Raw genomic sequence first — 25,471 nt, 5'->3', positions numbered from 1 at the left:
TGCAAAAAAAATTACCATGGACGATATACAAAAAGAAAAAGAAGAACTCATTGAGATGTTCGGTATTCACTTTGAATCGCTATACCATATTCCTCCGTTGGCAGGAAGAATTATAGGTCTTTTAATTGTGGAAGGATGCAAATCAGGTGTAACTTTTGAAAGTATTGTAGAAAAACTCGGAGCAAGTAAAAGTTCTATTTCAACTAATTTGAATTTATTACTCAAAATGGAAAAAATATATTATTTCACCATTCCTTGTGATAGAAAAAAATACTTTAAGTCAGCACCGTTAAGTAGTCGTTTATCCAATTATTTAAAAATATTAGAATCTGAATGTTATTTAACAGACAAAATACTCAACTATCGCGAAAAAACAGCTTCATGTTTGGAAGAGAGAACTAATCTGGAAAACATCAAATCCTACAAAAAAAACCTGTATGAGGTTGAAAAATCACTAAAAAAAACGATAGCTGAATTCAAAAAAATAGAAATAATTAATAAAAATAATAGTCAATAATCATTAAATTAAATCTTAAAAAATGGGAAAAATTTCATTATCACTTATAACCGTTTTGCTTATTTTTTCTGCTTGCGGAAAAAAAGAAGAACAAGCAGCTCCTCCTGTAATGCCTTACAAAGTTGTTGCTGTAGCAAAATCTAATACTTCTTTATTAGCTGAATATCCTGCCACATTAGAAGGAGTTACTGATATTGATATCCGTGCTAAGGTGGATGGTTATATTGAAAAAATATACGTTCAGGAGGGACAGGAAGTAAAAAAAGGACAATTGCTTTTTAAATTAGAAACACAAACTGCCAATCAGGAAGCCCGTGCTGCTAAAGCAAAAGTAGATGCTGCCCAGGTAGAAGTAAATCGTTTAAAACCTTTAGTAGAAAGAAATATCATAAGTGATGTACAGTTAGAAACAGCTAAAGCAAATTTAGCAAGCGCTAAAAGTACGTACCAAAGCATCCTGGAAAAAATAAATTATGCCTCTATCAAAAGTCCTGTAAACGGAATTGTAGGCACTTTACCATTAAGATTAGGAAGTTATGTTAGTAGCCAGACTACTGAGCCATTAACCCGCATTTCTGATATTAGTACGGTGTATGCTTATTTTTCAGTGAATGAAAAGCAACAATTAGACATCATGATGCATGCAGAGGGAAAAACATTCCAGGATAAAATTGCTAAAATGCCTCAAGTAAACTTAATATTGAGTAACGGAATGGAATACGAACAAAAAGGAAGAATTGAAACTTTTAGTGGTCAAGCCAATACACAAACAGGTTCGTTTAATGTAAGAGCACGTTTTCTTAATACAAACAAGTTGTTGCGCTCCGGAGGAACAGGAACAGTTCAAATCCCAACACATTTAAAAGATGTTATTTTAATCCCGCAAAATGCAACTTTAGAAATGCAGGACAAACGTATTGTTCTTATTGCCGATAAAGAAAACAAAGTAAAAGCCATCCCGGTTGAAGTACGTGCTGTACCTGGCGGAAAATTTTTCGTAGTAGACAAAGGATTAAATGCAAATGATAAAATTCTTATTGAAGGAATTGGAATCGTTTCTGAAGGAACTGTAATCAAACCTGAATTAGTAGATTATGCAACTATAATTACTCCTGAAAAAAAAGCAATTAACTAACCCGAATAAATAATAGAGTATGTTTTCAAAATTTATTGACAGACCCGTATTGTCAACGGTGATTTCTATCATCATCGTGATACTGGGAGTATTGGGGTTAATTTCGCTTCCCGTTTCACAATATCCCGAAATAGCACCGCCTACCGTATCGGTATCAGCAAATTATCAAGGAGCTAGTGCCGAAGTAGTAATGAATTCAGTTGTTATTCCTCTGGAAGAACAAATTAATGGTGTGGAAGACATGACTTATATGACTTCTACATCCAATAATGATGGTTCTGCTTCGATTAATATTTATTTTAAATTAGGTACAAATCCTGATATGGCTGCGGTAAACGTTCAAAACCGTGTATCACGTGCCACACCTTTATTGCCGCAAGAAGTTACCAAAGCTGGGGTTACCACCTCCAAAAGACAGAGTGATAATATCTTGATTTTCTCTTTATACAGTGAAAATCCTGATTATGACATGACTTTTCTTCAAAACTATGCCAATATCAACATTTTACCTAAAATTAAAAGGGTTGCTGGTGTAGGTGATGCAACTATATTTGGTCAAAGAGACTATTCTATGCGTATTTGGTTGAAACCAGATATTATGGGAGCTTATGGCTTAGTCCCTTCAGATATTACTACTTTGTTAGCAGAACAAAATATTGAAGCTGCACCAGGACAATTAGGTGAAAGTGCCGACCAGTCTTTTCAATATGTTTTAAAATATAAAGGCCGTTTACAAAGTACAAAAGAGTTTGAAGATATCATTGTCCGTTCTACTCCAAATGGTGAAGTCCTTAAACTAAAAGACGTTGCCCGAATAGAATTAGGAGCTGTAAATTATGCCAGTAGTACGCTTACCAATGGAAATCAATCGGTAGGTATCGCTATAGCGCAAACTGCAGGTTCTAATGCACAAGAAGTAATTGAGAATTCCTTAAAAGAATTAGAAAAAGCAAAGGTAAATTTCCCTAAAGGAGTAAAATATACCTCATTAATTAATGCTAATGATTTCCTTGACGAATCTATTACTAAAGTTATTCATACCTTAATAGAGGCTTTTATACTGGTATTTATTGTTGTTTTTATCTTTTTACAGGATTGGAGATCAACACTTATTCCGGCTATTTCGGTTCCAGTTGCTATTTTAGGAACCTTCTTTTTCCTGAGTTTATTTGGATTTACCATCAACTTATTAACCTTATTTGCTTTAGTCTTAGCCGTGGGTATTGTTGTGGATGATGCCATTGTGGTGGTAGAGGCCGTGCATGCCAAAATGGAAGCCGGAGAACACGATCCTAAAAAAGCAGCACATAGTGCCATGGGAGATATTAGTGGTGCTATTATTTCCATTACATTGGTTATGTCGGCGGTATTTATTCCGGTTTCATTTATTAGTGGATCAGCAGGGGTTTTCTATAAACAATTTGGATTAACACTGGCTATTTCTATTGTACTTTCTGCAATTAACGCCCTTACCCTATCACCTGCCTTATGTGCAATTTTCTTGAAAGAGCATGACCCTAACAAGGAAAAAGGATTTTTAGAACGTTTTTACACTGCATTTAATGCGGGATTTGAAACAACAACTAATAAATACAAAAAATCGGTTGAATTTTTAGTGAAACGAAAATGGTTGGCTTTCTTAGGAATTGCCGTTTTTGCAGGTGTATTCACTTTGTTATTAAACACTACTCCAAAAGCTTTTGTGCCGAGTGAAGATACCGGATCTATCTTTTCAGATATTCAATTAGCACCAGGAACTTCGTTGAAAAAAACAGAAGAGGTTTTATTAGAAGTAGAGAACAAAATAAAAGACATGCCAGAAATTAAAGAAATACTTCGTATTTCTGGTAGAAGTATAATTAGTGGTTCTGGTAGTAACTATGGTATGGTAATTTTGAAATTAAAACCATGGGCTGAACGTAAAGAAGCCAATCAGGAAATAAATGCTGTTGTCCAGGAGTTATTTAAACGTGCAACTACAGTTAAAGACGCCAAAATATTGTTCTTTGCACGTCCTACATTATCAGGTTTTGGTTATTCTAATGGTTTTGAGATGCAATTGCAAGATCAAAAAGGGGGAACTATTCAAGAATTAAGCTCTGTAAACAATGACTTTTTAGCGGCTTTAAACAGCCGTCCGGAAATCAAATATGCTGCTACTTCTTTTTCACCAAATTACCCTCAATACCGAATTGATCTTAATGTAGCTAACATCAAAAAATCAGGATTGACTGTTACTGATATATTAGGAACAATGCAAGGATACTTTGGCGGAGTTTATGCTTCAAATTTTAACAAATTCGGAAAACAATACCGTGTAATGTATCAATCGGAACCATCATTTAGAAGTGATCCGGAATCTTTAAATAATGTATTAGTTCGAAATAATGCCGGACAAATGGCTCCTATTTCACAATTTGTAAAACTGGAAAAAGTATTCGGTCCTCAGGCTATCGACCGTTTCAACTTGTTCACATCGGTTAAGATTACAGGTGCTCCAAACGAAGGATTTAGTTCAGGAGATGCAATTAAAGCGGTTGAAGAAGTGGCCAGTCAAAAATTACCTCTTGGATATGGATATGAATTTTCGGGGATGACTCGTGAGGAAATTAGTGCTGGTGGACAAACCTTGTTTATTTTCTTATTGTGTTTAGTATTTGTTTATTTCTTATTGTCAGCCCAATACGAAAGTTACATTTTACCATTTGCCGTTTTGTTATCGTTACCAGTTGGTTTGGCAGGAGCATTTATTTTTGCTTACTTCTTTAATGTAAGTAATAATATTTACCTTCAAATTACCTTAATTATGCTTATTGGTTTATTAGCCAAAAATGCCATTTTGATAGTTGAGTTTTCAGCTGATGCCCGAAGAAGAGGTCATAGCGTTACTCAGGCTGCTATTCAAGGAGCAGTGGCGCGTTTACGTCCTATATTAATGACTTCGTTTGCCTTTATTTTAGGATTACTACCTTTAATGTTAGCCAGAGGTGCCGGTGCTGTAGGTAACAAAGCCATTGGTACAGGAGCTATTGGAGGAATGTTAATTGGAACAGTCTTAGGAGTATTTGTAATTCCTATCTTGTTTATTGTTTTCCAACATTTACAGGAAAAAGTGTCGACAAAACCACTTCCAGCACCAATTGCCGAATCAGATGTTGAATCTTTAGAATAAAAAAATGAAAAATAAAATATATAAAATCACTTTATTAGTCCTGTCGGCAACTTTATTACAATCCTGTTTTGTTGCGAAAGATTATAAACGTCCAGACCTGAAAACAGAAGATTTATACCGCACAGAAGTTGCTTCAACAGACTCTGTTTCATTAGCAAATGCATCCTGGGATAAGATTTTTACTGATCCAATTTTGCAAAACTATATCAAAAAAGGTTTAGAAAACAATTATGATATACGTATTGCTATGCAAAATTTAGCTGCTGCACAAGCAACCATGTTACAAGGTAAAGCCGGATACTTCCCTACACTATCCGCCGGTACCGACTGGACCCATCAGGAATTATCAAAGAACAGCCAATTTGGTGCTATTGTAAATAATACTACAGTGAATCAGTATCAATTGACCGGAACATTAAGCTGGGAAGCCGATATTTGGGGGAAAATAAGAAGTAATAAACGAGGTACACAAGCGGCATATTTACAAACTAATGCAGCTAATCAGGCTATAAAAACGCAATTAATTGCAAGTATTGCCACTACTTATTATCAGTTATTAGCGGTAGACGAACAAATTAAAGTAGCCGAAGAAACCTTAATCAACAGAAATAAAAGTGTTGAAACCATCAATGCTTTGAAAAAATCAGGAAATGTTACTGAAGTTGGTGTAAAACAAACTGAAGCTCAAAAATATGCTACCGAACTAATTATTGCCGATTTAAAAAACAACAGCATTTTATTAGAAAACACCTTAAGTATACTTTTAGCTGAAGCTCCGGCTAAAATAGAACGCAGTAGTTTTGAATCTCAAAAACTGGAACCTGCTATTACTTTAGGAGTACCAGCAAGTTTGCTTAGAAACAGACCTGATATAATTGCTGCAGAATACAATCTGATTAGTAATTTTGAAATGACTAATGTTGCCAAAAGCAATTTTTATCCTTCGCTGAAAGTAACTGCAACCGGAGGTTTACAAAGTATTGATATAAAAAAATGGCTGAGTGCCAATTCGGTTTTTGCAAATATTGTAACGGGTATAACCCAGCCTATATTCAATCAGAGACAAATCAAAACTAAATACGAAATTGCAAAAGCCAATCAGGAAAAAGCATATTTACAATTTGAACAGTCTCTTTTAACTGCCGGTAAAGAAGTTTCAGATGCTCTGGCACAATATAAAAACGAAACTTATAAAATAAGTGTGAGAGAAAAACAAGTGGAATCGTTAACAAAAGCTGCAGCTTTTTCAGATGAATTACTTACTTACGGATTAGCGAACTATCTGGAGGTATTAACCTCTAAAAATGATGCATTAAATGCAAAATTAAATTTAGTTGATAATAAATTTCAACAATATAAAGCCATCATCCAATTATACAAAGCCTTAGGCGGTGGATGGCAATAAGCTTAATTCTTTTACCCGGAATTAAATTAGGTTATATATTCAAAAAAAATCCATTAAGTTTCGTGCTTAATGGATTTTTTGTTTTTATATAAAAGTGAGTAAATAACCAACAAAAGCACCTCCAATAACAACGAAAGCACTATTGATATTTTTATAATTAAAAACGATAAAAATACTTAAAAGTGCAATTAGAATACTACGCCAATCAATAATAGTTGCTATCCCCATTTGAACACAGATAGATATAATAATTGCTACAGAAGAGACATTTACAGCATCCAAAAACACCGAAAAGGATTTAGAATTCCGTAATTTTTTAACCAATGGATTCAGTAAGGCTACAAATACAAAAGAGGGTAAAAATATAGCCAGCGTAGAGACTAATGCACCTGAAAATCCATTAATCTGATAGCCTACAAATGTTACTGAGGAAAAAACAGGTCCCGGAGTAAACTGCCCTACAGCTATCGCATCAATCAGCTGTGTTCGAGTCAGTAAACCTTCGCTCACTAATTCAGCATCCAGAAAAGCAAATAAAACATAACCGCTTCCATAAAGAATAGCTCCTATTTTTAGAAAAATCAAAAATAAATTCAAATTACTGGCTGTTATAAAAGAGCCTTGATCAATAAACGGGTAAATTAAGAGACTTGCATTACTTTGAACCGCATTTTTATTCTTGATAGAAAACCAAAACAAAGCCAAAAAACCTGCTCCAAAAAGCAGGACAATTTCATTATAATGCAAAAGTGAAAGTACCAAAACTAAAGCACCAATAACGCCGAGTTGAATAGTTTTAAATGATTTTTTAGCCAAAGGAAAAATAGCACCCAGAATGATGGCAATAATAGCTGGTTTGATTCCATATAAGAAAGGCTGAATTTCCGGTAACTGCCCATATTCTTTATAAAGCCATGCAATTACGGCTGTGAGAAAAACAGCAGGCAGAATAAAGCAAAGTCCCGAAATAATTAAACCCTTCACTCCTGCTCTTTCATGCCCAATATGAATCGCCATTTCTGTACTGTTAGGCCCCGGAATCAAGTGGGTGGCCCCCAATAAATCGAGAAAATGCTGTTCATCAAGCCATTTTCTTTTTACAACCACTTCGTTTTGCATCATCGCAATATGAGCTGCAGGACCACCAAAACCTATAATCCCCAACTTCAAAAAGAGTTGTGCCAGATCTTTTAAACATTGTTTTTCATTCATTATAAAGATTATTTTATGCTAAATTCAGCATTCTAATGAGAAAACAAATTAATTTAACAACAAATAAAGGGAATTTTTAAAATATAAAAATCTGTTCTAATCTGCTAAAATCTGTTTCATCCGTGTACCATAAAACTTAAAGGTTTTTTAAGCGAATTGGAATCCAAACTTCTTCTTCTGAATTTGGATCTCCTTTTTTGTATTTAGAACCTAAAATTTCAAAATGAGGTCTGTCATCCACTAGATAAGCTGAGTCAGGAATCCAATTGCTAAAGATAGATTCAAAAAAAGAGGAAGCATCACTTCCATCACCTCGGTAATCAAAAACAGCATACCAGCCTCCGGGAATTATTAAGGTTTCCATGTTTTCAGGAATAATATCAAAATCAGTGACTTCGACTGCGACCCATTTTTCAAACTCAGCATCGGGACTAAACTTTTGCCAAAAACCTGCAGGAAATTGCTGAAGCGAATATAAATCCGCAGTTACAGTATTTTTAATTTCTTTTTTTAAAGGCATAAAACGCTGCCATAAAGAAACCGGATTGTAAGATGCATAATTCATGCTTTGTCTGTAACCCATAAGCTTTTTCTCAGTAAGTGTGGTGATTCGGGGTTTCATTTTTAAAAGTTAGAATAAAAAATACTGTACCAAGTTAGTGGATTCATTTTGATTTTAAAGAATTCCATTTTAAATATTTGTTATATAGTCTTTTTTATTATTGTATTTTCTACATAATTTCATTAAATTAGTACTTTACACTTACAAAAACTAAAATTCATTATCTATAAGAATACATCAATTATCATAAAAATCTAAAATAATATCCACTAAAAACTACCCAATGTATGAGTGAATATGTAAAAATTAAAAAAGGGCTAAATCTCAAATTAGTCGGCGAAGCGGTCAGAACCATTACTGAACTTCCGGTTGCCGGTATATTTGCAATTAAACCAAAAGATTTCGTAGGTATTACACCAAAGTTATTAGTTAAGGCGGGAGCTAATGTAGAAGCTGGAACTCCTTTATTTTATGATAAAAATGATGAAAATGTCTTATTTTGCTCCCCGGTAAGTGGTGAAGTTATTGAAATTATCCGCGGGGATAAACGAGTAATTTTAGAAATCAGAATACTCGCTGACAAAGATATAAAATACCTTTCCTGTACACCGTCGGATCCAAATCTGCTTTCTGAAAAAGAGATTACAGAAAAACTTTTAAAAAATGGTATATGGCCATTTATACGTCAGCGTCCTTACGGAACTATTGCTAATCCAAAAGACCGTCCTAAAGCTATTTTTATTTCAGGTTTTGATACCAATCCGCTGGCTCCTGATTATGATTTTATATTCTCCGAAAAAGAAACTGATTTTCAGACAGGATTAGATGCATTAAAAAAATTAACAACAGGCAAAATACATTTGAATCTTAAAGCGGATAGTTCACCCCCTGCTGTTTTTTCTCAAGCTCAAAATGTACAAATTAATACCATTTCAGGTCCGCATCCCGCAGGAAATGTTGGTGTTCAAATTCACCATATTGATCCCATTAATAAGGGTGAAGTGGTATGGCATATCAATCCGCAGGATGTGGTAATTATTGGCAAATTGTTTAGCAAAGGGATTTTTGATGCCGTAAGAACAATTGCAGTCACCGGTACACAACTTGAAAAAACACAATATTACAAAACAATAGTAGGAACTACTATAAAAAATATCCTTGCTGATGCCGTGCTCAAAAAAGGTGATAACAGAATTATTAGTGGTTCTGTTTTATCAGGAAGCCAAATTCCTGCCGATGGTTTTTTAGGTTTTTATGATACACAAATTTCTGTTATTTTAGAAGGAAACGATTATGAATTTATGGGCTGGCTTGCGCCCGGTTTTAATAAATTTAGTGTTTCACGCACTTTCTTTTCCTGGTTATCACCAAATAAAAAACACAATTTAAATACAAATCTGCACGGCGAAGAACGCCCTTTTGTGATGACAGGACAATATGAAAAAGTTTTTCCCATGGATATTTACCCGGTACAATTATTAAAATCTATCCTGATTGAAGATATAGATTTAATGGAAAAGCTGGGAATTTACGAAGTTGTAGAAGAAGATTTTGCGCTCTGTGAATTGATTTGCACATCCAAAATTAAATCACAGGAAATCATTCGCCATGGTCTTGATATGGTTCGAAAGGAATTCAGCTGATTTATTCTTTTTCAGGAATATTGCCGCTATTTCATATTAATGTATCAGTTCATTTTAGTGTTGATAATAATTTTATAACCAATGAATTATTTAATATAATTATTTAAAAAAATAAGATTTGAAACCACTTAGAAAATTACTAAATAATCTCAAGCCAAATTTTGAAAAAGGGGGAAAACTGGAAAAATTTTACCCTGCATTCGATGCGTTTGAAACTTTTTTGTTTGTTCCTAATCATACAACAAACAGTAAAGGAACACACATTCGGGATGCGATTGATTTAAAACGCACTATGATATTGGTAGTTTTATCGTTAGTTCCCTGTTTATTATTCGGAATGTGGAATATCGGTTACCAGCATTATCAGGCACTGGGAATTGCAAATGTTTCCTTAATGGATAATTTTATTTTTGGAGCTGTCAAAGTACTTCCGTTAATTTTAGTTTCGTACGGAGCAGGATTGACTACCGAGTTTATTTTTGCCATAATCAGAAAACATAAAATTAATGAAGGTTTTTTAGTTTCAGGAATGCTGATTCCCCTTATCATGCCCGTTGAAGTTCCTTTATGGATGCTGGGAGTTGCAACAGTTTTTGCAGTTATTATAGGAAAAGAAGTATTTGGTGGTACCGGAATGAATATTTTAAATCCGGCATTAACAACCAGAGCATTTTTATTTTTTGCATATCCAGCTAAAATGTCCGGTAATGAAGTATGGATTAATACTGATCCTGAAAAAGGACAGACCGTTGTCGACGCTTATACCGGTGCAACTGCCTTAGGTGATGCCGCTGCTGGATATGGTGATAAACTTCCGAATATAATCGATTCTTTTATCGGAGTTATTCCCGGATCTGTTGGTGAAACATCTACGCTTGCCTGCCTGATTGGTGCTGGAATTTTATTATTTACAGGAATTGGCAGCTGGCGGATTATGACTTCAGTATTTGCAGGAGGATTTTTAATGGCGTTAATATTTAATTTATTTGGATTGAATACGCTGATGCAAATAAGCCCTCTGCATCATTTAGTATTGGGAGGTTTTGCTTTCGGAGCCGTATTTATGGCCACTGATCCTGTTAGCGCCACTCAGACCAATACAGGAAAATATATTTACGGATTTTTAATAGGATTGCTGGCAATTCTCTTTAGAGTATTTAATCCCGCTTATCCTGAAGGAATGATGCTGGCAATCCTGTTTATGAATGTAATGGCACCGTTGATAGACCATTATGTGGTGGAAGCCAATATTAAAAGAAGATTGAAAAGAATAAAGCCAATACAGAAACAAAATGGATAAAGATAATAATAAAACAACGTTTATTTTTTCGTCAGTTATGGTCATTATTGTTGCAATAGTACTATCCGTAACTGCCATTAGTCTGGCACCTTATCAGGAAAAGAACAGCAGAGTGGAGAAAATGAAAAACATACTTAGCAGTATTTCTGTCACAACTGAATCAGATCAGACCGAAGCTGCTTTTGATAAATATATCACAAAGCAAATTGTATTGAATAACAAAGGAGAAGAACTTACTAATAACAACGTAAAAGCATTTGATATTGATATTAAAAAAGAACTGGATAAATCCAAAACAGGAAATGAAGATAAACGACTGTTTCCACTTTTTATTTGCAATAAAGACGGAAAATCATTCTATATTATTCCTGTCAGAGGAAAAGGCTTATGGGGTCCCATATGGGGTTATATTTCTCTGGAAAATGATATGAACACAGTTTACGGAGTTAGTTTTAGTCATAAAAGTGAAACACCAGGTCTAGGTGCAGAAATTGAAACCAAAAAATTCCAGCAACAGTTTGCAGGAAAAAAAATTTTTGATGAATCAGGCAAATTTGTTTCAGTTGATGTGATTAAAGGTGGCGCTAAAACGGATAATTCACACGGTGTTGATGCAATTTCCGGAGCTACCATCACCAGTCACGGAGTTAGTAATATGCTGGAAAATATCCTGGAAAATTACATTCCGTATTTTAAAAAACAGCAGACTGTTGCATTTAAAAATTAAAAACTACAGGATATGAGTAAAGAAACTATCGCAGTTCCTGCCAAAAAGAAAAAATCAAAAGAGCCTTTGTTTTCAGCTAAAAACAAACGTCTTTTATATGATCCGCTGAATGACAATAATCCTATTACTGTTCAGGTATTGGGTATTTGTTCGGCATTAGCAGTTACAGTAAAAATGAAACCATCAATTGTAATGGCTGTTGCTGTAGTTGTTGTTTGTGCGTTTTCAAATGTTATTATTTCTTTTATTCGAAATATTATTCCCAATCGCATACGGATTATTGTTCAGTTAACAGTAGTTGCTACCATGGTAATTTTAGTAGACCAGTTTCTGAAAGCTTTTTTATTCGATGTCAGTAAGCAACTATCGGTTTTTGTAGGATTGATTATAACTAATTGTATTATTATGGGAAGGCTAGAAGCTTTTGCTATGTCTAATAAACCCTGGGCTTCATTTTTAGACGGCATCGGAAACGGTTTTGGATACGGTATAATCCTGATTATTGTTTCTATGTTACGTGAATTTTTTGGATCCGGAGAATTATTAGGCTATCGGGTTGTACCTGATTCTTTTTATGAATCTGGGTATTTTAACAACAGTCTGGCTATCATGCCGCCCATGGCACTTATTATTGTGGGTATCCTTATTTGGATTCAAAGAAGCCGAAATCAAAAACTAATAGAATCAAAATAAATATTTCATCATGGAATACGTCAATATTTTTATAAAAGGAATTTTTATCGAGAACATGATATTTGCTTATTTTTTAGGCATGTGTTCTTATTTAGCCATTTCTAAAACAGTAAAAAGTGCTGTAGGACTGGGGCTTGCAGTAACCTTTGTATTGTTTGTTTCTGTTCCTGTATGTTATCTTTTGGAAAAATATGTTTTGAAAGCCGGTGCTTTACAATGGCTGTCTGCTGATTTTTCAACTGTAGATCTGAGCTTTTTAAGTTTTATCATGTTCATTGCAACAATAGCTTCTATTGTACAATTGGTAGAGATGATTGTTGAAAAATTTGCACCGGCATTATACACCTCTTTGGGAATATTTTTACCTCTGATTGCTGTAAATTGTTCTATTCTCGGTGGGGCATTATTCATGCAGGAAAGAGAATATGCCAACTTAGGAGAAGTAAGCGCTTTTGCTCTGGGATCTGGTGTAGGATGGTTTTTAGCGATAGTTGCTTTGTCTGCAATACGTGAAAAATTGAGGTATTCTAATGTTCCCGGACCTTTAAGAGGCTTAGGAATCACGTTTATCTTAACCGGTTTGATGGCAATTGCTTTTATGAGTTTTATGGGGATTTCATTATAAAACATCTAAACTAATTAAAATGAATATATCAGATTTTGATGGCATAACAATCATTTGTAGTGTAATTGTATTTTTACTCTTCAATGCTATTCTTGTATATATAATTCTGTATACTAAATCCAAGCTGACTCCTTCCGGATTAGTCAATATCACTATAAACGAAGAAGAAGAATTAAAAACAGAAGCGGGTTCATCACTGCTTTCTACTTTATCCAATAAAAAAATATTTTTACCATCAGCCTGTGGAGGTGGTGGTACCTGCGGTTTATGTAAATGTCAGGTACTGTCCGGCGGTGGCGCAATTTTACCAACAGAAACTCCTTATTTTTCCAGAAAAGAGCAACAAAACAACTGGAGATTAGGCTGTCAGGTAAAAGTAAAACAGGATATGGAAATTGTAATTCCTAAAAGTGTAATGGGAATTAAGAAATGGGAATGCGAAGTGGTTTCTAATGACAATGTAGCAACTTATATCAAAGAATTAATAGTAAAATTACCTGAAGGCGATTTTTTAGATTTTGAACCCGGAAGTTATATCCAGCTTGATGTTCCTGAATTTGAACTGGATTTTAAAAATGATTTATATAAGATAGATGACCGTTTTAAATCAGATTATGATAAATTTAAAGTTTGGGATTTAAAAGTTAAAAATCCGGAAGCTGTTTTCAGAGCCTATTCTATGGCTAATCATCCTGCGGAAGGCAATATAATTATGCTTAATATCCGATTAGCTACTCCCCCTTTTGATAGAAAAGCAGGTGGATTTATGAAGGTTTATCCCGGAGTTTCATCATCTTATGTATTTTCTTTAAAACCGGGTGATAAAGTTAGTATAGCTGGGCCTTTTGGTGATTTCCACATTAAGGACACACAAAGAGAAATGATTTATATAGGCGGAGGAGCCGGAATGGCTCCTTTACGTTCTCATTTATTTCATTTGTTTCATACGTTAAAAGAAAAAGACCGGAAAGTGAGTTTTTGGTACGGAGGAAGATCTTTAAAAGAAGTATTTTATACCGAAGATTTTAGAAATATTGAAAAAGATTTTGATAATTTTGAATATAATATCGCGCTTTCTGAACCATTGCCTGAAGACAATTGGAAAGGATATACCGGTTTTATTCACAATGTATTATTTGACAATTATTTAAAAGAACATGAAGCTCCGGAAGACATCGAATACTATGTTTGCGGTCCGCCACTAATGAATGCTGCAGTATTTAAAATGCTGGACGATTTAGGAGTTCCGCAGGAAAATATTGCTTTTGATGATTTTGGAAGTTAAAACAATTATATGATAAAAAACGTATTCATTATTTTCATAACAGCAATATTCGTTGCTGCCTGCGCAAAAAAAGAAGCCATTTTTTTTCTTCAGGGAAACGCACAGGGAACCAGTTACCATATAAGCTATGTTTCTAAAGATAAAATCGTTTCCAAAAAACAAATCGATTCTTTATTAGCTGATATTGATAGGTCTATGTCTGCATGGATTCCAAATTCAATCATTTCGCGGATAAATAATAATGAAAAGGATGTAATTATTGATGATTATTTCAGAACAGTTTTTAATAAAGCAGTCGAAGTGTCTGATAAAACAAAAGGTGATTTTGATATTACCGTAGGTCCTTTAATAAATGCATGGGGGTTTGGTCCGGCCACAAAAAAGACCTTAAATAAAAGAAAGCTTGATAGTCTGTTGCCATTGGTCAATTATAAAATGCTAAGCCTTCAGCACAGCAAAATAGTAAAAGAAAAACCGGAAATTAAAATTGATTTTAATGCTATAGCACAAGGATATTCAGTGGATGTATTAGCCGATTTTTTTCAAAAAAAAGGAATAACACATTATTTAGTTGAATTAGGAGGCGAAATAAAATCAAACGGAAAAAAAATAAAAGAAGAATGGAAAGTGGGCATTGAGCAGCCTGACGAAGAAAATGCATCAGACAGAAAACTACAGGCCATTGTTAATTTAGGCAACCGCGCACTTGCTACCTCAGGTAATTACCGGAAATTTTACAGAGAAGGCAATCAAAAATTTTCACATATTATAAATCCTAAAACAGGGTATCCGGCTAAACATAATTTGCTAAGCACTACCGTCATTGCCAATGATGCCATAACTGCGGATGCTTATGCAACTGCTTTTATGGTAATGGGTTTACAGAAATCAATTGATTTTGTAGAAAAAAACAAAGAATTAAATTTGGAAGTTTTCTTTATATATGATGAAAAAGGAAAATGGAAAACCTATATTTCTCCCGGTTTGATGAAGCGCATCAAAACAGTATCTTAGACTTAAGATTTGCACTTTTCCTGTGGTTTAGCGCCACAAATACTGCATACCTCTCCTTCTTCACTTTGTATTAAAGGATTATTGCTACTGCAGGTACCTGAGAATCGTCCGTTTTTTTTAACTAATAGTTTGATTGCAATTCCGGCAATTCCCACAGCTAAAAGAAAAACTGATAGAATGATTGTTACCATAATGAAATTTCTAATTATAATATATTCTATTCCGCTTTAGTTCCATGAATATAAGAATCAAGATGATGAATGGTGTTTTGTTGTAATTCAATAATAGATTTTACCACATCACCAATAGAAACAATACCAATCACTTCCGTTTCTGATACTACCGGCAGATGTCTGACTCTTTTATTAGTAATTAAATCCATACAATAATTTATATCATCATCGGGTTTAACGCTAATGATTTCAGTATCCATAATTTCATGAACAAACGTTTCTCTTGATGTTTTATTTTTCAAAACAATCTTTCTGGCATAATCCCGCTCTGATAAAATGCCTTTCAAAATATTATCTTCAATAACTAAAACAGCACCAATATTTCTTTCTCCCATAATCCGCAATGCTTCATAAACTGTAATGGTAGAAAGTATGGAATGAACTTCATTCCCTTTTACGCCTAATATTTGATTTACAGTCATAATAGATGATTTTATGTTATTTATAAATTTAAGAAAAAATAATGCATATAGTTATAAAATTGTATTAATTTTTTAATTAGTATTAGGTTATTCGTGTAAAATAAAGCATTGAGCTCTCCTCTTTTAGAAAGAAATTTTATCATAATATTAGGAACTCAGCTTATATAAAATCTGTAATTTGCACAATGAACAGCTTTTTTAAACGTTGTTGAGTAACTATTATAATAGATTATTATTTAAACATATATGGACAAGATAAAAATACTTTGGGTGGATGATGAAATTGAATATTTGAAACCTCACATTCTTTTTTTAGAGAAAAAAAATTACGAAGTCACGACCTCTAATAATGGTCTTGATGCTATTGAAATATTTGAAAATGAAAATTTTGATATTGTTTTCTTAGACGAAAATATGCCCGGAATGAGCGGATTAGAAACTTTATCCGAAATGAAAGAAAAAAAGAGTGCTATCCCAATGATTATGATCACTAAAAGTGAAGAAGAATATATCATGGAGGAAGCTATCGGGGCTAAAATTGCTGATTATCTTATTAAGCCGGTCAATCCTAATCAGATATTACTGAGTCTGAAAAAGAATTTAGATCATTCAAAACTGATTTCGCAAAAAACCACTCTGGATTATCAGAAAGAATTCCGTAAAATAGCAATGGAATTAGGAATGGTAAATAGTTTTGAAGACTGGATAGAATTATATAAAAAATTATTATTCTGGGAATTACAACTTGAAGATATCAATGATCAGAGTATGATTGAAATTCTGGAATCCCAAAAAGTGGAAGCCAATTCACAGTTCGGAAAATTTATTGAACGCAATTATGAAGAATGGTTTTTACCCAAAGCAGACAAACCGATTCAGTCTCATACCTTATTTAAAGAATTAGTAGTTCCTGAACTAAAGAAAAAAGAGAAACCTGTTTTATTTGTAGTTATTGATAATTTACGTTACGATCAATGGAAAGCATTTGAAAGTGTCGTGGCAGATTATTACAAACTGGAAAAAGAAGTACCCTACTACTCTATTCTGCCTACCGCTACGCAATATGCAAGAAATGCTATTTTCTCTGGTTTGCTACCGGCAGATATGGAAAAAAAACATCCTGATTTGTGGAAAAATGATCCTGATGAAGGTGGAAAAAATCTATTTGAAGCCGAATTTCTTTCCGCTCAGTTAAAGCGTTTGGGATTAAACATTAAAGAAGATTATTTCAAGATTACCAATATGGCATCGGGTAAAAAACTCGTAGAGAATTTCAGGGCACTGAAAGAAAACGATCTGGTTACCATTGTCTATAATTTTGTAGACATGCTTTCACATGCTAAAACTGAAATGGATGTTGTAAAAGAACTAGCTCCGGATGATAAAGCTTATCGTTCCCTTACTTTGAGCTGGTTCAAAAATTCTCCTTTATTAGAAATTATCCAACAGGCTCAAAAATTAGGATTCAAATTAATTTTAACTACTGATCACGGAACCATAAATGTAAAAAATCCATCAAAGGTTGTGGGCGATAAAAATACCAGTCTCAATTTACGCTACAAAACAGGCCGAAGTCTTACTTATGAAAATAAAGACGTATATGCTGTAAAAGACCCAAAAAAAATTGGTTTACCTGCTATAAATATGAGTAGTTCTTATATTTTTGCAAAAAATGATTTGTTTCTGGCATATGTCAATAATTACAATCATTATGTGAGTTATTATAAAAATACCTATCAGCACGGAGGGATTTCTCTGGAAGAAATGATTATTCCCTGTTTGATATTTAATCCGAAGTAGTAATTAGTCACTAGTGAATAGTGATTAGTTAGCTTTTTAATAATTCACAAATAGCTAATTACTAATGACTATTCACTAATTACTAAAATATGGAAATCACTTTTTCATTAGAAGAAATACAAAATGTTGCCGAATTAATTGTGGCTGCGAAACCTAATAAAGTATTGCTTTTTAACGGTGAAATGGGAGCCGGAAAAACTACTTTTATTAAACAACTATGTAAAACTCTGGGTGTGACCGGAGCAACAAGCAGTCCAACTTTTTCTTTAGTTAACGAATATGAAACTACAGATAATCAGATTGTTTATCATTTTGATTTTTATCGTTTAAAAAAAGAAACAGAAGCTTTAGATATGGGAATAGATGATTATTTGTATTCCGGACATTGGTGCTTTATTGAGTGGGCCGAAAATATTGTTAATCTTCTGCCTGAAAAATATTCAACAATTACCATAGAAGTGCTTCCTGACAATAAAAGACTTTTAAAATTAAATTAAACTGTAAATTAAAAATATTACCTGTTGATTAATAATGATTTGTGTTTTAAAATTTAAAGCTTATTCCGAAATTACTTCTTAATTTATAATATAAAATAAGTTTGTTTTTTCATCTATGTTAATAAATGAGCCTTTTCAGCCTTTTATAAAATTATAAAGCTTATTTTTTTAATCTTTTTGCGTAATTTTACTTTTTAATAGTACAAAAAACGATGTCAATATCAATAACGCCATTTACAAAACAACAGTTATTACCTCAGGAAGAAAAACTGGAAGTAGCCCGAAAAAAAGGGGAACTATTTATAGGTATTCCTAAAGAGACCAGCTATCAGGAACGCCGCATTTGTTTAACTCCTGATGCTGTGAGTTCTTTAGTATGTCACGGTCATCGTGTAATGATTGAATCAGGTGCAGGAGAAAATGCCAGTTATTCCGATAAAGAATATTCTGAGGCAGGTGCCGAAGTCACTCAGGATACTCAAAAAGTTTTTGGTTGTCCTATGATTTTAAAGGTTGAACCACCTACTGTTGCCGAAATCAACATGATGAACAATCAGGCGATTCTCATTTCGGCAATTCAATTAAAAACGAAGAGAAGAGAATATTTCGAAGCTTTAAGCAAGAAAAAAATAACTGCACTTGCTTTTGAATATATTAAAGACGTCGATGAAACCTATCCTATTGTTAAGTCTTTGAGTGAAATTGCAGGTACAGCATCTATATTAATTGCAGCCGAACTGATGATTGCCAATACTTTTGGAAAAGGACTTTTATTTGGTAACATAACAGGTGTTCCTCCTACAGAAGTAGTCATTTTGGGTGCCGGAACAGCGGGAGAATTTGCAACAAAAACAGCTATTGGTTTAGGGGCTAATGTAAAAGTGTTTGATAATTCTATTACCAAATTAAGAAGACTGCAAAATAGTTTAAGCCAGCGAATTTTTACTTCTACTATTCAGCCAAAAGCTTTGATGAAGGCCTTAAGACGCTGTGATGTAGCCATTGGAGCCATGCGTGGCATAGAACGCTGCCCTATTGTAGTTACTGAAACTATGGTGGAACATATGAAAAAAGGCGCTGTAATTGTAGATGTAAGTATTGATACCGGCGGTTGTTTTGAAACTTCTGAAGTTACTACTCATGAAAAACCGACTTTTATAAAAAATAATATTTTACATTATTGTGTTCCTAATATCCCTTCTCGTTATTCAAAGACAGCTTCACTTTCTATTAGTAATATTATCACTCCCTATTTGTTAAAAATTGCTGAAGATGGCGGAATCGAAAGCGCTATTCGTTGTGATAAAGGTCTGAAAAACGGAATTTATACCTATCACGGAATCCTTACTAACAGAGCCATCGGAGACTGGTTTGATTTACCTAACAACGATATTAATTTAATTGTGTTTTAAGCAAACTTTCAATTACCTTTGCAAAAAAAAACACTTCATGAAGTTTGCATATCGTTTTTCTTATTATTTAGTTGGGTTGGTTTTAGGCTGCTTTTTTGTAGCTCTGGTTTTTAGCGGAAAAGATACCCGCTGCAATTATTTTCCCAATGCCCGTGTTTTAAATGATATCAGAAATAAACCTTTTGAATATTCTGAAAAAGCTTCTCAGATTTTAGCAGAAAAATGGATTGACACAACTGATATCAAAAACTCTTTGGAATTTGGAGATGTAGATTTCGATAAAAGTGATACCGAATTTGGAAAAAATACCAAACTGTATGTTATTGAAGGGAAAACGGCTCAGAATATTGAAATTATTCTGACTGTAAAAAATCAGTCAGACAAAGCTATTCTTGTAAATATTATAAAAAAATAAGTTCTTTTACGATACAAATGAGCCATTTAAGTTTCTTCTACGGAATTTAAGTGGCTTTTTTTTACCAATTGATTTCAGGCTTGTTGTTTGCTTTTAGATACTCGTTTGTTTTACTGAAATGTTTATTTCCAAACCAAAAACCTCTGTTAGCGCTCAAAGGGGAAGGATGCCCTGATTTTAAAATATGATGTTTGGATGCGTCAATCAAAGCAGCTTTTTTCTGTGCAAAACCGCCCCAAAGTAAAAACACTACATTTTCTGATTCTTCCGAAATTTTTTTAATTACGGCATCCGTAAATTTTTCCCAGCCTTTTCCCTGATGACTTCCTGCTTCTGATTGTCTGACAGTTAATGTCGCATTTAAAAGAAAAACACCCTGATCTGCCCAGCGTTCTAAATTTCCGGATGCTGGCATGGACACATTTAAATCGGTACAAATTTCTCTGAAAATATTTTGCAATGAAGGCGGAAACGGAATCCCGTCATTTACAGAAAAACATAAACCATTTGCCTGATGCGGACCATGGTAAGGATCCTGACCAATAATTACCACTTTAACCTGATCAAAATGACAATGATTAAAAGCTGAAAATATCTGACTCCCTTTAGGATAACAGATTTTTGTCATATATTCGGATTTAACAAAATCAATTAATTCTTTGAAATATATTTTTTCAAATTCTTCATTTAAAACAGTCTTCCAGGAATCATGCATTTTTACATCCATATCTTTTTTTTGCGAATTTCAGAATTTTTTTAATCAATTCATATTTACTTTAGATAAAAATTAGAAAGATACTTACCGTAATGAATGCTGGTATTTTTTGTACTTTTGCGAGACTTTCTTAAAGAAATTAAATGATTAGTATTACCGAAAAAACTTTACAGGACTTACAGTTTCCAACAATTTTGGAAACGATTTCAGATATCTGTAACACCGAAATAGGAAAAGATAAAGCTCTACAAATTACTCCGTTCAGAGATAAAGAAACTTTGATGCAGGCTTTGCTGCAAACTTCAGAGTATGTTTCTTCTTTTCAGAATAATAATGCAATTCCCAATCACGGATTTGATGCGATAACACACGAAATAAAATTTTTAGCCATTGAAGACAGTTTTCTGGAAGTGGGTAGTTTTAGAAAAATTGCCACATTGTCTTCAACAGTAAACTTTTTATTAAATTTTCTTAAGAAATTTGATGATTATTACCCCAATATAAATGCCCGTGCTTCGCGTGTGGAACTTACTAAAGAAATTATTTCACAGATTGATGTTGTAGTGGATAAATATGGCGAAATTAAAGATAATGCCTCCCCTGTTTTATCCGATATACGCAGAAATATGAATCTGGTCCGAGGGAAAGTCAATCAGAGCTTTGGGATTGCTTTAACACAATATAACGGTTTGGGTTATCTGGATGATATTAAAGAAAGTTTTGTTCAAAACCGTCGTGTTCTTGCCGTATTATCTATGTACCGCCGAAAAGTAAGAGGAACTATTTTAGGAAGTTCTAAAACAGGAAGTATTGCTTATATCGAGCCCGAAATGACGCTTAAATATTCCAGAGAACTGAGCAATTTAGAATATGAGGAAAAAGAAGAAATCACCCGTATTTTAAAGCAATTATCGAATGCTATCCGTCCGTATCTGCCTTTATTAAAAGAGTATCAGGATTTTTTGAGTGATATAGATGTCATTGCTGCCAAAGCGAAATATGCCGAAAGAATCAACGGAATTTTACCTGCCATAACTGAGGAACGTCGTTTGTATTTTAGAGATGCTTTTCACCCTATTTTGTATTTAACAAACAAACAAAAAAAGGAAATTACTTATCCGCAGACTATTGAACTAAAACAGGAAAACCGAATTATTGTAATTTCAGGTCCTAATGCAGGAGGAAAAACTATTTCGTTAAAAACAGTCGGTTTACTCCAATTGATGTTGCAATCGGGAATGTTGATTCCGGTTCACGAACGTTCGGAAACCTTTTTATTCGACAGAATATTAACAGATATAGGAGATAATCAATCCATTGAAAATCATCTAAGTACCTACAGTTACCGATTAAAAAACATGAACTATTTCCTGAAGAAATGCAATCAAAAAACCATGTTTTTAATTGACGAATTTGGTACCGGATCCGATCCGGAATTAGGTGGTGCTCTGGCTGAAATTTTCTTAGAAGAATTCTATCACAGAGAAGCTTTTGGAATTATCACAACGCATTATTCCAATTTGAAAATTCTGGCTAACGAATTGCCTTTTGCTACCAATGCGAATATGATGTTTGATGAAAAATCATTAGAACCCATGTACAAACTGGCTTTAGGACAAGCCGGAAGTTCCTTTACCTTTGAAGTAGCACAGAAAAACGGGATTCCGTTTGGTTTAATTAATCGTGCCAAAAAGAAAATCGAAGTAGGTAAAGTACGTTTTGACAAAACCATTGCCACCCTGCAAAAAGAACGTTCCAAACTGGAAAAAACTTCTCAAAACCTGAAAGAAGAAGAAACCAGAGCGCGTGAAGAAGGTAAAAAAATGGAAAATATCAACGTCAAAATAAAGCAAAAACTGGAAAGTTATCAGGAATTGTATGACAGTAATCAGAAAACAATTTACATTGGTCAGAAAATAGAAGATATAGCAGAGAAATATTTCAATAATAAAAACAAAAAAGAACTCATTGGAGAATTTTTGAAGATTGTAGAAATTGAAAATTCAAAACGTAAAAAAGCTACACCAAAAGAAACAAAGGCAATTGTAGCTAAGAAAAAAGAAATCATTGAGGAGGTAAAAGTTCAGGTGGAAGAAATACGAAAGGAAAAGAAAGAAAAAAAACTAAAACCTGTTATTGAAAAACCAAAACCTATTTTAAAGGTAGGCGACCGCGTGCGAATGTTAGACGGAAAAGCCGTGGGAAGTATTGATAAAATTGAGAAAAACAAAGCGGTTGTCAATTATGGCCTTTTTACTTCTAAGGTGAGCTTGGATGAATTGGATTTGGTGGAAGCGGTGAAGAAATAGTGTGCAGTAAGTTCATTGTTTAGCACGAAGCAATCATATTTTTATTAGTTAATTAAGATTTTTCTTTATATTTATGATTCTAATTAACCTGAAAATGAAAAATATTACACCAATATTACTAATTGTTTTCTTTGCAAATGTTTTTGCAGTTCATGCGCAAAATCAAGATTCAACAAACAGTGATGGTTTAAAAAAATCAATAGCACAGGAATTATATATTTTTTTTAATGAAAAATCTGAAAATCCATTATTATTAATAAATGGTTTCATTTGGGGAAACGACACTACTGTATTAAGTATTATTAATCCTACTGATATAAAAGATATTTCCGTTCTAAAAGATAAAGATTATAATATTTATGGCGAAAAAGGAAAAAATGGAGTGCTATTTTTAACATTGAAAGATCAAAACATTAATACTCTTGAAAAATTTAAAATTTTCTATGGTCTACATAACGACAATTCAAAACAACAAAGAATATCAGGAGTAGTTTATGATGTAGATAAGAAAATAATTCCAAATGTTTTTATCTCCAATTTGAACAGAAAAGAATCTTTTAAAGCTGATTCGAATGGAAATTATTCATTAAGCGCTTGTGAAAATGATATTTTGGTATTTTATTTAGATGGATTTAAATCTAAGATCTTTAAAGTAAAAGATACAAATATGGAAATTGTTTTAGAATCTAAACCTAAGTCAGAAATTTATATAAAATAATTTGATATTAATAATGGGATATCAAACTTCCTGAGATTGCTTTGTCCCTCGCAATAACCACAAAATGCAAAACCTACCCAAAAATAAAAAAATAATTCTCTTTGATGGCGTTTGCAATCTTTGTGATTCAGCGGTACAATTTATCATTAAAAGAGATCAAAAAGATATTTTCCGGTTTGTGGCTCTGCAATCTGATTTGGGTCAGAAAATTTGCAGTCATATTGGTGTAGACCAAAAAAAGAATGATAGTATAATTCTGTATGAACCCGGAATTGCTTATTATCATAAATCAGAAGCAGCTTTGAAAATAGCTTCTGAATTAGGCGGCTTCTATGGATTTCTAGCAGTTTTGAACGTTTTTCCAAAAAAGATAAATGATATTATTTATGATTATATTGCTAAAAACCGATACAGATGGTACGGCAAGAAAGAACAGTGTATGATCCCTACTCCTGAGTTAAGAGCTAAATTTTTAGAATAGTTATTCTTGTTTTCTTCGGCTACGTTCTTTTTTTATCATTTCTAATTCCCGGCTGGTTTGTCCTGCAACGGCTGTATTTTCCTGTGCACGCCGAATTAAATACGGAATCACTTCTTTCACCGGACCAAAAGGAATATATTTAGCCACATTATAACCATTGGCTGCCAAATTAAAACTAATTGTATCACTCATCCCATACAATTGACCAAACCAGATTCTGAAATCATTAGCTGCTATGTTTTTTTTCTGCATTAATTCCATTAAATAATAAGTACTGATTTCGTTATGTGTTCCTGCAAAAAGAGAAAAAAACTCTAAATTTTCAGTAATATACTGTAAAGCAGTATTATAATTTTCGTCGGTTTCTGACTTACTGGCACAAATTGGCGATGGATAATTATTTTCCTGAGCACGTTCATTTTCTTTTTCCATATAAGCACCGCGGACTAATTTTATTCCAATATAAAATGCTCCTTGCTTAGCTTCCTGATGGATTTTTTTCAAATATTCCATCCGATCATAACGATACATTTGTAACGTATTATAAACAATCACTTTTTCGGTATTGTATTTACGCATCATTTCAATAACTAAACTGTCGGCAGCGGTTTGCATCCAGGATTCTTCGGCATCAATCAAAACGGGAACTTCTTTTTGATGAGCTGCCTGGCAAACTAAATCAAAACGGTTCACTACCCTATTCCATTCTTCCTGCTCTGTATCTCTTAGTATCTTTTTAGCGGTTATTTTTTCATACAAACTAATGCGCCCAAAACTTGTAGGTTTAAAAACGGCAAACGGAATGGCCTGGCGTTCTTTAGCAAATTCAATAATTTTAAGCGTTTTTGAAAAAGCAATATTAAACTCCTCTTCATTTATTTTCCCTTCGACAGCATAATCTAAAACTGAAGAAACCTCTTTAGTAAACAAGGTATCAACTACTTTCAGACAATCTTCTTCATTTACACCGCCACAAAATTGACTGAATATTGTTTTCCTGATTATATTCTGAACCGGTAAATGTAATTTTAAAGTCAGTAAAAGGATTTTTGTACCTAACTGAACCAATAGTTTAAAATTCATTACTTTAAAAAGAAAATACGATAACTGTAATTGATTATTGCTTTTTAAAGCAAAAGCGATTTGGGTATTTTCAAATATCTTTTTCATCTTTTTTTA

At 33.4% G+C, this 25,471-nt stretch carries 24 protein-coding genes; 18 read left to right on the top strand and 6 right to left on the bottom strand.

The genetic code is table 11. The features are described from left to right. Positions 1–16: 16 nt before the first annotated feature. Genes ACSV4D_RS12110 through ACSV4D_RS12095 form a run of 4 tightly spaced genes read left to right on the top strand, consistent with a single transcriptional unit; the run spans position 17 to position 6,229 of the window. Positions 17–517, top strand: a complete 501-nt coding sequence (locus ACSV4D_RS12110; protein WP_408079371.1) for a GbsR/MarR family transcriptional regulator — start codon at positions 17–19, stop codon at positions 515–517. Positions 518–539: 22 nt separating this feature from the next. Continuing rightward, complete coding sequence (locus tag ACSV4D_RS12105; RefSeq protein WP_408079369.1) at positions 540–1,652, top strand: efflux RND transporter periplasmic adaptor subunit; 1,113 nt, start codon at positions 540–542, stop codon at positions 1,650–1,652. Between the two features lie 19 nt (positions 1,653–1,671). Then, positions 1,672–4,824, top strand: a complete 3,153-nt coding sequence (locus ACSV4D_RS12100) for an efflux RND transporter permease subunit (protein ID WP_439228477.1) — start codon at positions 1,672–1,674, stop codon at positions 4,822–4,824. Between the two features lie 4 nt (positions 4,825–4,828). Further along, positions 4,829–6,229 carry an efflux transporter outer membrane subunit gene (locus ACSV4D_RS12095; RefSeq protein WP_439228476.1) on the top strand — a complete coding sequence of 467 codons (1,401 nt, stop codon included), beginning with the start codon at positions 4,829–4,831 and terminating at the stop codon, positions 6,227–6,229. Between the two features lie 84 nt (positions 6,230–6,313). Here the strand turns inward: ACSV4D_RS12095 and chrA are convergent, their stop codons facing one another. Together chrA and ACSV4D_RS12085 are read right to left on the bottom strand one after the other, a co-directional pair. Next, positions 6,314–7,441, bottom strand: coding sequence for a chromate efflux transporter (gene chrA / locus ACSV4D_RS12090; RefSeq protein ID WP_439228475.1), 1,128 nt, complete (start codon positions 7,439–7,441; stop codon positions 6,314–6,316). 136 nt (positions 7,442–7,577) lie between these two features. Next, the gene (locus tag ACSV4D_RS12085; protein ID WP_439228474.1) at positions 7,578–8,063 is read right to left on the bottom strand and encodes a GyrI-like domain-containing protein; all 486 of its coding nucleotides are present in this window, start codon (positions 8,061–8,063) and stop codon (positions 7,578–7,580) included. Between the two features lie 227 nt (positions 8,064–8,290). On the opposite strand from ACSV4D_RS12085, the gene ACSV4D_RS12080 reads away from it, so the two are divergent. The 7 genes from ACSV4D_RS12080 (at position 8,291) to ACSV4D_RS12050 (ending at position 15,290) form a co-directional block, all read left to right on the top strand. Beyond that, positions 8,291–9,646, top strand: a complete 1,356-nt coding sequence (locus ACSV4D_RS12080; protein ID WP_439228473.1) for a Na(+)-translocating NADH-quinone reductase subunit A — start codon at positions 8,291–8,293, stop codon at positions 9,644–9,646. A gap of 118 nt (positions 9,647–9,764) precedes the next feature. Continuing rightward, positions 9,765–10,946, top strand: a complete 1,182-nt coding sequence (locus ACSV4D_RS12075) for an NADH:ubiquinone reductase (Na(+)-transporting) subunit B (RefSeq protein WP_439228472.1) — start codon at positions 9,765–9,767, stop codon at positions 10,944–10,946. Then, positions 10,939–11,673 carry an NADH:ubiquinone reductase (Na(+)-transporting) subunit C gene (gene nqrC, locus ACSV4D_RS12070; protein ID WP_439228471.1) on the top strand — a complete coding sequence of 245 codons (735 nt, stop codon included), beginning with the start codon at positions 10,939–10,941 and terminating at the stop codon, positions 11,671–11,673. The genes ACSV4D_RS12075 and nqrC overlap by 8 nt, the downstream gene beginning before the upstream one ends. A 12-nt stretch (positions 11,674–11,685) precedes the next feature. After that, positions 11,686–12,366 carry an NADH:ubiquinone reductase (Na(+)-transporting) subunit D gene (locus ACSV4D_RS12065; RefSeq protein WP_408079353.1) on the top strand — a complete coding sequence of 227 codons (681 nt, stop codon included), beginning with the start codon at positions 11,686–11,688 and terminating at the stop codon, positions 12,364–12,366. 10 nt (positions 12,367–12,376) lie between these two features. After that, on the top strand, positions 12,377–12,991 hold the full coding sequence (nqrE, locus tag ACSV4D_RS12060; protein ID WP_408079351.1) for an NADH:ubiquinone reductase (Na(+)-transporting) subunit E: 615 nt from the start codon (positions 12,377–12,379) through the stop codon (positions 12,989–12,991). Between the two features lie 19 nt (positions 12,992–13,010). Next, positions 13,011–14,276, top strand: coding sequence for an NADH:ubiquinone reductase (Na(+)-transporting) subunit F (gene nqrF, locus ACSV4D_RS12055; RefSeq protein ID WP_439228470.1), 1,266 nt, complete (start codon positions 13,011–13,013; stop codon positions 14,274–14,276). A gap of 9 nt (positions 14,277–14,285) precedes the next feature. Beyond that, entirely contained in the window at positions 14,286–15,290 is a 1,005-nt protein-coding gene (locus ACSV4D_RS12050; RefSeq protein ID WP_439228469.1) for an FAD:protein FMN transferase, read from the top strand. A gap of 2 nt (positions 15,291–15,292) precedes the next feature. Here ACSV4D_RS12050 and ACSV4D_RS12045 read toward each other — a convergent pair whose 3' ends face one another. Then, positions 15,293–15,481 (bottom strand): membrane or secreted protein, encoded by a 189-nt coding sequence (locus ACSV4D_RS12045; protein WP_408079345.1) that lies wholly within the window; start codon positions 15,479–15,481, stop codon positions 15,293–15,295. A 26-nt stretch (positions 15,482–15,507) separates the two neighbouring features. Next, the gene (locus tag ACSV4D_RS12040) at positions 15,508–15,945 is read right to left on the bottom strand and encodes a CBS domain-containing protein (protein ID WP_408079343.1); all 438 of its coding nucleotides are present in this window, start codon (positions 15,943–15,945) and stop codon (positions 15,508–15,510) included. A 246-nt stretch (positions 15,946–16,191) separates the two neighbouring features. Between ACSV4D_RS12040 and ACSV4D_RS12035 the strand changes: the two genes are divergently transcribed. The 4 genes from ACSV4D_RS12035 to ACSV4D_RS12020 all read left to right on the top strand — a co-directional run bounded on the left by ACSV4D_RS12035 (position 16,192) and on the right by ACSV4D_RS12020 (position 20,069). Beyond that, on the top strand, positions 16,192–17,745 hold the full coding sequence (locus ACSV4D_RS12035) for a response regulator (RefSeq protein WP_439228468.1): 1,554 nt from the start codon (positions 16,192–16,194) through the stop codon (positions 17,743–17,745). A gap of 89 nt (positions 17,746–17,834) precedes the next feature. Continuing rightward, a complete protein-coding gene (tsaE, locus tag ACSV4D_RS12030; protein WP_439228467.1) occupies positions 17,835–18,242 on the top strand; it encodes a tRNA (adenosine(37)-N6)-threonylcarbamoyltransferase complex ATPase subunit type 1 TsaE in 408 nt (135 codons plus the stop codon). Positions 18,243–18,454: 212 nt separating this feature from the next. Then, on the top strand, positions 18,455–19,654 hold the full coding sequence (locus ACSV4D_RS12025; protein ID WP_439228466.1) for an alanine dehydrogenase: 1,200 nt from the start codon (positions 18,455–18,457) through the stop codon (positions 19,652–19,654). A gap of 37 nt (positions 19,655–19,691) precedes the next feature. Next, positions 19,692–20,069: a DUF4258 domain-containing protein gene (locus ACSV4D_RS12020; protein ID WP_439228465.1), complete on the top strand. Its 378-nt coding sequence runs from the start codon at positions 19,692–19,694 to the stop codon at positions 20,067–20,069. A gap of 61 nt (positions 20,070–20,130) precedes the next feature. Here the strand turns inward: ACSV4D_RS12020 and ACSV4D_RS12015 are convergent, their stop codons facing one another. Next, positions 20,131–20,796, bottom strand: coding sequence for a uracil-DNA glycosylase (locus ACSV4D_RS12015; protein ID WP_439228464.1), 666 nt, complete (start codon positions 20,794–20,796; stop codon positions 20,131–20,133). Positions 20,797–20,927: 131 nt separating this feature from the next. Here ACSV4D_RS12015 and ACSV4D_RS12010 point away from each other — a divergent pair, with 131 nt between their 5' ends. The 3 genes from ACSV4D_RS12010 (at position 20,928) to ACSV4D_RS12000 (ending at position 24,292) form a co-directional block, all read left to right on the top strand. Continuing rightward, a complete protein-coding gene (locus ACSV4D_RS12010) occupies positions 20,928–23,093 on the top strand; it encodes an endonuclease MutS2 (RefSeq protein ID WP_439228463.1) in 2,166 nt (721 codons plus the stop codon). A gap of 94 nt (positions 23,094–23,187) precedes the next feature. Next, positions 23,188–23,811, top strand: coding sequence for a hypothetical protein (locus ACSV4D_RS12005; RefSeq protein WP_439228462.1), 624 nt, complete (start codon positions 23,188–23,190; stop codon positions 23,809–23,811). Between the two features lie 64 nt (positions 23,812–23,875). Beyond that, on the top strand, positions 23,876–24,292 hold the full coding sequence (locus tag ACSV4D_RS12000; protein ID WP_439228461.1) for a thiol-disulfide oxidoreductase DCC family protein: 417 nt from the start codon (positions 23,876–23,878) through the stop codon (positions 24,290–24,292). Here the strand turns inward: ACSV4D_RS12000 and ACSV4D_RS11995 are convergent, their stop codons facing one another. Continuing rightward, on the bottom strand, positions 24,293–25,462 hold the full coding sequence (locus ACSV4D_RS11995) for a proline dehydrogenase family protein (RefSeq protein WP_439228460.1): 1,170 nt from the start codon (positions 25,460–25,462) through the stop codon (positions 24,293–24,295). It abuts the gene before it with no gap. Positions 25,463–25,471: the final 9 nt, after the last annotated feature.

The sequence above is a fragment of the Flavobacterium sp. ARAG 55.4 genome, from assembly GCF_051846875.1.
Classification (GTDB): Bacteria; Bacteroidota; Bacteroidia; order Flavobacteriales; family Flavobacteriaceae; genus Flavobacterium; species Flavobacterium plantiphilum.
Note: the sequence above shows the minus strand (reverse complement) of the source record. Positions and strands in the feature narration are given on the sequence as shown.